The organism is Prevotella sp. CAG:592, assembly GCF_000436015.1.
Classification (GTDB): domain Bacteria; phylum Bacteroidota; class Bacteroidia; order Bacteroidales; family Bacteroidaceae; genus Prevotella; species Prevotella pectinovora.
Genome location: NZ_FR892506.1, coordinates 1 through 8,290, shown reverse-complemented (window position 1 = coordinate 8,290; position 8,290 = coordinate 1). Strand labels below are relative to the sequence as shown.

Below are 8,290 nucleotides of genomic sequence, written 5' to 3'. Positions count from 1 at the left end.
GCTCTCGACGCGATGGAGAAGCATGAGAAAGACTCGATAGAAAGCATTGCCGTGACGAAGACCACGAACACCAACTTCTCACTCTCCAACATGAAGGTTGGCATAGCCACGAAGAAGCATCCGATGCCCTACGACCCGGCAAACTTCTCGTTCAGCTACAGCCACAGCCACAGGCATACAAGCGGCGAGACTACGATTTATGAGAACGAGGACAACTGGCGTGGTTCGATTAACTACAGCTACACGCCGGTATACAAGGCATTCGAACCGTTCAAGAAAATCAAGAGCCGCAGCAAATGGTATGACATACTGAAGCGCTTCGGTCTGAACTGGTTGCCGCAGAACATCACCTTCAACACCGAGATGCTCAGAAACTATTATGAGCTGCAGGAGAGGGATATGGAGAGTCTGGAGAACAGTGAGCTGCCTCTGACATTCAGCGAGCAGTTCCTCTGGAACAGGGAATTCTCCATACGCTGGGACCTCACCAAGAACCTCCACATGAGTTTCAACAGTGCCACTCATGCAGAAATCGAGGAACCATACACTCCTGTAAACAAAGACCTCTATCCAGACCAGTATACGGCTTGGAAAGACTCCGTGTGGACAAGTATCAAGCACTTCGGCCGTCCGCTCGACTACAACCAGAACTTCACGGCGTCATATCAGGTGCCGATAAACCTTATCCCTGTCTTCGACTGGATTACTGCCGACGCCAACTACAACGCAACGTATAACTGGACGAGAGGAACGGACCAGGAAGACGGACAGTCGCTCGGAAACGTGATATCCAACAACAGGACGCTGAACATCAACGGAGCATTGAACTTCGAGAAACTCTATAACCACATCCCGTTCCTGAAGAAGGCTAACGAGAGGTTCAACAAGCGCACCAACAATGCTACGAAGAAGAAGCGTGACGGAGCTAAATCGCCTAAGGAGGCCAATGAGGCAAGGAGAAATCTCAAGGAGGCGAAGGAACTGCCGAAGAACAAGAAGTCTTTTGAAAAGGAGATAACGCTCCTGCCGGATACCACAATGACCGTGAACCACGGCAAGAAGAGCAAGCGACTCATCGTGTCGGCAAAGACAAAAGACGGAAAGATGATTAAGCTGAAGTATAAGACCATCGACAACAACAAGATAAAAATCACGTCGAAGGTGGACTCTGCCACAACGGTGAAGCTGCTCGTCACGCCAAAGGAACCGCTCGAAAACAAGAGCTGGTATAAGACCATGCAGGTGGTGGCAAGAGGACTGATGCTCGTCAGAAACTTCAACCTGTCGTACCGCAACCAGTATGGCCTCTCTCTGCCGGGATTCCTGCCGGAGGTGGGCAACGTGTTCGGACAGCGCCGCGGCGACATCATGTCGCCAGGACTCGACTTCGCCTTCGGATTCGTTGACGACTCCTATGTGCAGAAGAGTGCAGAGCGTGGATGGCTGCTGATGGCAGACAGTGTGGCAACGCCGGCTACATCATCGAAGACCGAGGACCTGCAGCTGAGGATGACGCTCGAACCGGTGAAGGACCTGAAGATAGACCTCAACGCATCGCGCACGATGACTACGGCGAAGAGCGTGCAGTATATGTATCAGGGAATGCCGACAACGCAGAGCGGTACGTTCACGATGACTACGATAAGTCTTGGATCTGCCTTCGAGAGCATGGGCGACGCCAACAACGGATACCACTCGGCATCGTTCGAGAAGTTCTGCAACTCGCTTGAGGGCTTCCGCCAGAGAGTGGAGAACCAGTATCAGAATGCCGTATATCCGGCAGGTTCCACATTGGCAGGCAATACCTTCAATCCGGAGAACGGAACAGTGAGCAAATACAGTGCTGACGTGATGATTCCTGCCTTCCTCTCGACATATACCAGCATGGGCGGAAAATCTCTCGACATCTTCCCTACGCTGTCGAGACTCCTGCCTAACTGGAGCGTGAGATACAGCGGACTCGTCAGACTGCCATGGTTCAGCGAAGTGTTCAAGAGCTTCAACATCAACCATGCCTACAAGAGCGTGTATGCAGTAGGCTCCTACAGTTCGTTCAGCACCTATCAGGAGTTTATGAACGGTCTCGGATTCGTCACCGACGCCACTACCGGCAACCCTACGCCAAGCAGCATGTTCAACGTGTCTACGGTGAGCATCAACGAGTCGTTCTCGCCATTGCTCGGTGTTGACATGACGTTCCACAACAACCTCACGGCAAAGCTGGAATACAGGCAGACACGAGTGCTGAGCCTCAGTATGACGAGTGTGCAGCTCAACGAGTCGTCGAGCAACGATTGGGTGATAGGAATGGGATACAAGGTGAACAACTTCGACTTCTTCGGACTCCTGGGCAACGGCAACAAGGCGCGCAAGGTGAAGGGAAAGAAGACGGGTACCGACGAGAAGAATAGCAACAATAACTCCCGAAACAACAGGAGCGGTTTCAATACCGACCTCAACCTGCGTCTCGACCTCTCGTTCCGTAAGCAAGCCGCTATATGCAGAGACATCGCCTCGATGACAAGTTCGGCAAGCAGCGGAAACTCAGCGTTCAAACTCTCGTTTGCCGCCGACTATACACTGTCGCGTCTGCTGACGATGAGTTTCTACTACGACCGTCAGACTAACACGCCGCTGCTCTCAAGCAGCAGCTATCCGACGACGACACAGGACTTCGGACTTAGTCTGAAGTTCTCGCTGACGAGATAAAATGAATATGTAAATAGTGAAAACAACTTTAATAGCAATAATATGAAGAAACTATTTTTATCAGCTGTTCTTATCATGGCAGCCTTGGCGACATTCGCCCAGAGCAGACCGAAACTTATAGTAGGAATCGTTGTAGACCAGATGCGTTGGGACTATCTCCACCGCTATTACGACCTCTATGGAGAAGGCGGATTCAAGCGGATCATGAACGAAGGCTTCGACTGTGAGAACACGATGATAAACTACATCCCGGCCATCACTGCCGTAGGACACACCTCTATATATACAGGTTCTGTACCGGCAATCCACGGCATACAGGGAAACTCATTTCTCATCAACGGCAAGTTCACCTATTGCACCGCCGATACCACAGTGGCTGGCGTAGGCACTAAGACAAAAGCCGGACAGATGTCGCCTCGCAACATGTTCTGCACCACTATCGGCGACGAGCTCAAGGTGGCAACGGATTTCAAGTCGCGTGTCATCGGGGTGGCGATAAAAGACCGTGCCGCCATCCTTCCCGCCGGTCATGCCGCTGACGCCGCCTACTGGATTGACGGCAAGCAGAGCAAGTTCGTGTCGAGCACATATTATATGAAGCAGCTTCCGGCATGGGTAGAGAAATACAACAAGACGGTGAGCAAATACACCGAAGACCAGATAAACCTCTCGCCAGCGGGAAACGAGGTGACGATGGATATGGCAAAGAACGTCATCACCAATGAGAAACTCGGACAGCAGGGCGAAACCGACATGATATGCATCAGCTTCTCGTCGACAGACAAGATAGGACACAAGTATGGTACCCACTGCCAGCTGATACAAGACCAGTTCGTTGACCTCGACAAGCGTCTTGCCGACTTCATGAAATATCTCGACACCACTATCGGCAAGGGAGAATATCTGCTCTTCCTGACTGCCGACCACGGAGCGGCAAACGGCATATTGATGAACCAGGAGCATGGCATCCCCTCCGGTGGTTTCTCTTACAAAAAGGAAATCAAGGAGCTCAACGCTTATTTCAGACAGAAATATGGTGTGGACGCAGACTTCACACGCTATATCATGGCATACAACGTGGCGCTCGACCATGACGCCATCGAGAAGGCAGGACTGGAGCTGAGCAATGTGAAGAAGGATGTCATCGACTATTTCATGAAGAAAGACTATGTGGCTTATGCCGTGGATATGGAGCATGTAGCTGATGCCACGGTGCCGCCATACATCAAGGAGAAGATGCTCAATGGCTACAATGCAAAGCGTAATGGCGATGTGCAGCTGATTCTGCAGCCGGGATGGTATGATGTGTATGGCGACAAGATAGAGGCAGGCACAACACACTCCGCATGGAATCCGTATGATGCCCACATCCCGTTCCTCATGATGGGGTGGGGAGTGAAGCATGGCAAGACAAGCCATCCTACCTACATCACCGATATCGCTGCCACCATCTGCAACCTCGTGCATATCCAGATGCCAAACGGTTGTATCGGCAATGCCGTAGAGATGAAATAACCCCCAAACGATCTGATGCCCCATTTGGGTGTAAGGGGAAAGCTCTGCTGGCGGTGACTTTTTGTGGAATGCCACATTTTAATGACTACTTTTTGTGTAGACAGAAATTTAATGACTATATTTGCATGACGTAAATATGCAATACTATAAATATAAATAAGAAAATGGCAAAGACAGACGAAAATATGGCGGCAGCACAGGAGGGCAAGTTGAAAGCCCTGCAGGCTGCCATGGCAAAGATAGAGAAAGACTTCGGAAAGGGGTCGATAATGAAGCTTGGCGACGAGAAGATAGAGAACGTGGAGGTTATACCTACGGGAAGTATCGCTCTGAATGCAGCCCTTGGCGTAGGCGGTTATCCTAAAGGACGAATAATCGAAATCTACGGTCCGGAGAGCAGCGGTAAGACTACCCTCGCCATCCATGCCATTGCCGAATGCCAGAAGGCCGGCGGCATTGCGGCTTTCATCGACGCAGAGCATGCCTTCGACCGCTTCTATGCCGAGAAACTCGGTGTGGACATCGACAACCTGTGGATTTCGCAGCCGGACAATGGCGAGCAGGCTCTTGAGATTGCCGACCAGCTTATCCGTTCTTCTGCAATAGACATCCTCGTGGTTGACTCCGTGGCTGCCTTGACTCCAAAGAAGGAGATAGAGGGCGATATGGGCGACAACAATGTGGGTCTGCAGGCACGACTGATGAGCCAGGCTCTCAGAAAGCTCACCTCTACCATCAGCAAGACAAACACCACCTGTATCTTCATCAACCAGTTGAGAGAGAAGATCGGCGTGATGTTCGGCAACCCTGAGACTACTACCGGTGGTAACGCCCTGAAGTTCTATGCCAGCGTGCGCCTCGACATCCGTCGCGTCACGGCAATCAAGGACGGTGACCAGGTTATCGGAAACATGACCCGTGTGAAGGTGGTGAAGAACAAGGTGGCTCCTCCATTCCGCAAGGCTGAGTTTGAGATAATGTTTGGTGAGGGCATCTCTAAGGTCGGCGAGATTCTCGACCTCGGTGTGGAATACGGCATCATACAGAAGAGCGGCTCTTGGTTCTCATACAATGGCAGCCGTCTGGCTCAGGGCCGCGATGCCAGCAAGGCTCTGCTCAGAGATAATCCTGAACTGTGTGATGAACTCGAGGCACAGATCATGGAGAAACTCAACGACAGGAAGGAATAAGCCCCAACAGTTGAAAATGGTCTGATGACCGTTTGGGGGTGAGACCGGGTATAAAAAGACTGGAGATTATGTCAATTGATTATGGCATAATCTCCAGTCTTTTTTTATTGTATGATGGCTGAGCCGTTATTTCCTTATCTTCCTGTTCACCGTCCTTCCGTCGGCATACTGTATCTTCACGATGTTGATGCCGGACTGGGGGGAGCTGATTTCCATACCGTTCATATTATAGTATGTGATGCTCGTTGGCAGTTCGCTGCTTGTGGTTTCCACGGCATCAATGCCGTCGGTCATTGATGTAATGTCGAGAGTGGCGCCGGCACCATTCTCCTCGTTTGCAACTACCTCTTGCACCAGACTGCTGTCGTATGCCTTCAGCGTATAATGGTCGGACGGGATGAAATATTCCGCACTGCCCGACTTGCTCTGGAAGTCATTTGCGTTCAGGTTTCCCACTGTGGTGATGTTGTAGTCCTTCTTGCTTCCGCTTGTGGCGTAGTTCTTCCATGGTGTCTTTTTTGCGGCTGCGCTTATGAAAGCGTTGTTCTCCACATAGAGGTTCGACTTGTAGCCGTAGCCGATGCAGTAGTGGGCATTGGAGCTTGAGTAGAGGCAGTTCTGTATGTGCACCTGTCCGTATCTCACTCTCGGCATGCGCTCCGAGCATCCCTCGTCCCACCAGCAGTTGGCGAATGTGGTGCGCAGGTGTCCGTTGTCTTCAGAGCGGCTGTCGCTGTTTCCCCAGAGGTCACAGTTGCGGTGGTCGTCTGCTCCGCCGCTGCCTCCTGCCCATGGCTCAATGAAATAGCGGAAGCGGCACCATGTGACGCAGATGTTGTCGGAACCGTTCACACAGTCGAAGTTACCGTCCACACCATCCTGGAAGTCACAGTGGTCCACCCAGATATATGTGGAACCGGCAATGGTGAGGTTGTCGTTGCCGTCGATGTCGTAGGCTCCGGCGCTCTTGAAGGTGAGGTTGCGCAAGATGATGTTCTTGCATGATGAGAGTTGCAGGATGCCCGTCTCGCTCCCTTTCGACGAATGTTTGGGATTTACGAGAGCCGAACCTTTCATTCCGATAACCGTCTTGTTCTGTGCGCTCTTCACGCTGTTCAGTCCGGAGAACTCTATTTCGCCCTCTACATATATAATCTTCTTGTCGGTACCCTTCAGGGCGTTCATCAGTTCAGACTTGGTTCTCACCGTCAGTTTCGTTCCGCCTTCTCCGCCGGTGACATTACCGCCGACTGTAGCCCATCCCAATGGGGCATTCTGGTCATAAGCCGACATGTTGTCTGTCCAATCGGCATTTGCCGAGACAGTGCCCATTGTCATCATCGTGGCAATAAGGAAGCGTGAGATAATGGATTTGTTCATCTTTTTGCAGTTTTGTTTTATTGATAGTTTGTCTTGTCGTTTGTCTTTATTTGTTGTCGCCGGTCTTCTTCAGCTCATCATCCATGTTGATGGCTTCAAGCAGCTTTATGGCGTCTACATACTGCGCTATGCCCTCTGCCACCTGTTTGGCATCGTGCATGGCGAGCACTACGGTAGACGGACGGTTCACCACGTCGCCGCCGGCAAACACGCCCTTGCGTGTCGTCATTCCGTATGGCTTCTCTCGTGTGAGCACATATCCGCGGTCGTCCACGTCGATGCCGGTCGTCGTAGACACGATGCGGCTTGCCGGTGCCGATCCCACTGCCATTATCACGAGGTCTGCCTTCTCTGTGCGGCGCTCGCCGGCCTTGGTCTCTATCACCACCTCGTTCAGTGTGCCGTTGTCGTCGTGAATTTCCACGATGCTCGAATCCCAGTTGAACTTCACACCCTCTTCCACGGCCTCGTCGTATTCCGACCTCAGGGCGCTCATGTCGTTTATGGTGCGGTGGTAAACCACCTGCACGTCGCTTGCTCCCATGCGCACGGCAGTTCTGGCGGCATCCATCGCCGTGTTTCCACATCCGATCACGAACACCTTGTTGCCTTCCTTCACCACCACTTCGTCGCGGCTCAGGTTGCCCTCGTTGTAGAGGCTCACGCGGCGCAGGAACCATATCGCCTGGCGCACACCCTCAAGGTTGCATCCAGGTATATCCAGTTTCTTGGGCTTGCCCGTTCCTGTTCCCATGAATATGGCGTCGAATCCCATCTCGAACAGTTTGTCCACGTTGAGACCGTCTTTTCCTACGGTAGTATTGCAGTGGAACACCACTCCGAGTTCTTCAGTCTTCTTTATTTCCCGGCGCACGATATCCTTCGGCAGTCTGTATTCCGGAATTCCGAACATCAGCACTCCTCCCGGTTCCTGCTCCATCTCGAATATCTCCACGTTGAATCCCTGTCTCGCCAGGTCGCCGGCGATAGTCAGTCCGGCAGGTCCCGAACCGATTACCGCCACCTTTCCACGAGTCTTGGGTAGCAGTTTCTCTCTGATGAGTCCCATGTCTCCGTCGAAGTCGGCGATGAATCTCTCCAGTTTTCCCACGCGTATTCCCTTGCCCTTCTTGTTGAGCACGCAGTGTCCCTCGCATTGTTTCTCGTGGGGGCACACGCGTCCGCATACGGCAGGCAGGTTACTCTTGCTGTTTATTATGTCCATGGCGTTGCCGAGGTTACCCATCGACAGTTCATGAATCCAGTTTGGTATGTCGTGACTTATTGGGCATCCCTTTTTGCATTGTGGCACCTTGCAGTTCAGACAGCGCTTTGCCTCTTCTATGGCGTCATGCATGGTGTAGCCTTCATTCACTTCCTGGAATAATTTGTTTTCCTGTTCCATCTTTTTTTATTCTTATCTTTTATGCAGAGATAATGCAAACTGAATGCATAATGAAAAAAATGTATTTATTTCTTATGCTGAGGTGCAGCTT

The 8,290-nt window shown here is 51.6% G+C and carries 5 protein-coding genes; 3 read left to right on the top strand and 2 right to left on the bottom strand.

The genetic code is table 11. The features are described from left to right. From sprA to recA, 3 genes are all read left to right on the top strand, one after another. Positions 1-2,709 (top strand): T9SS outer membrane translocon Sov/SprA (sprA, locus tag QVO99_RS01495; RefSeq protein ID WP_288176858.1); only part of this gene is annotated, 2,709 nt, incomplete at its 5' end. Between the two features lie 42 nt (positions 2,710-2,751). Then, the gene (locus QVO99_RS01490; protein WP_022315814.1) at positions 2,752-4,224 is read left to right on the top strand and encodes an alkaline phosphatase family protein; all 1,473 of its coding nucleotides are present in this window, start codon (positions 2,752-2,754) and stop codon (positions 4,222-4,224) included. Between the two features lie 164 nt (positions 4,225-4,388). Continuing rightward, positions 4,389-5,414 carry a recombinase RecA gene (gene recA / locus QVO99_RS01485; protein ID WP_022315813.1) on the top strand — a complete coding sequence of 342 codons (1,026 nt, stop codon included), beginning with the start codon at positions 4,389-4,391 and terminating at the stop codon, positions 5,412-5,414. A gap of 126 nt (positions 5,415-5,540) precedes the next feature. Here recA and QVO99_RS01480 read toward each other — a convergent pair whose 3' ends face one another. Together QVO99_RS01480 and QVO99_RS01475 are read right to left on the bottom strand one after the other, a co-directional pair. Continuing rightward, on the bottom strand, positions 5,541-6,794 hold the full coding sequence (locus tag QVO99_RS01480; RefSeq protein ID WP_022315812.1) for a pectate lyase family protein: 1,254 nt from the start codon (positions 6,792-6,794) through the stop codon (positions 5,541-5,543). Between the two features lie 46 nt (positions 6,795-6,840). Beyond that, positions 6,841-8,199 (bottom strand): NAD(P)-dependent oxidoreductase, encoded by a 1,359-nt coding sequence (locus tag QVO99_RS01475; RefSeq protein ID WP_022315811.1) that lies wholly within the window; start codon positions 8,197-8,199, stop codon positions 6,841-6,843. Positions 8,200-8,290 lie beyond the last annotated feature (91 nt).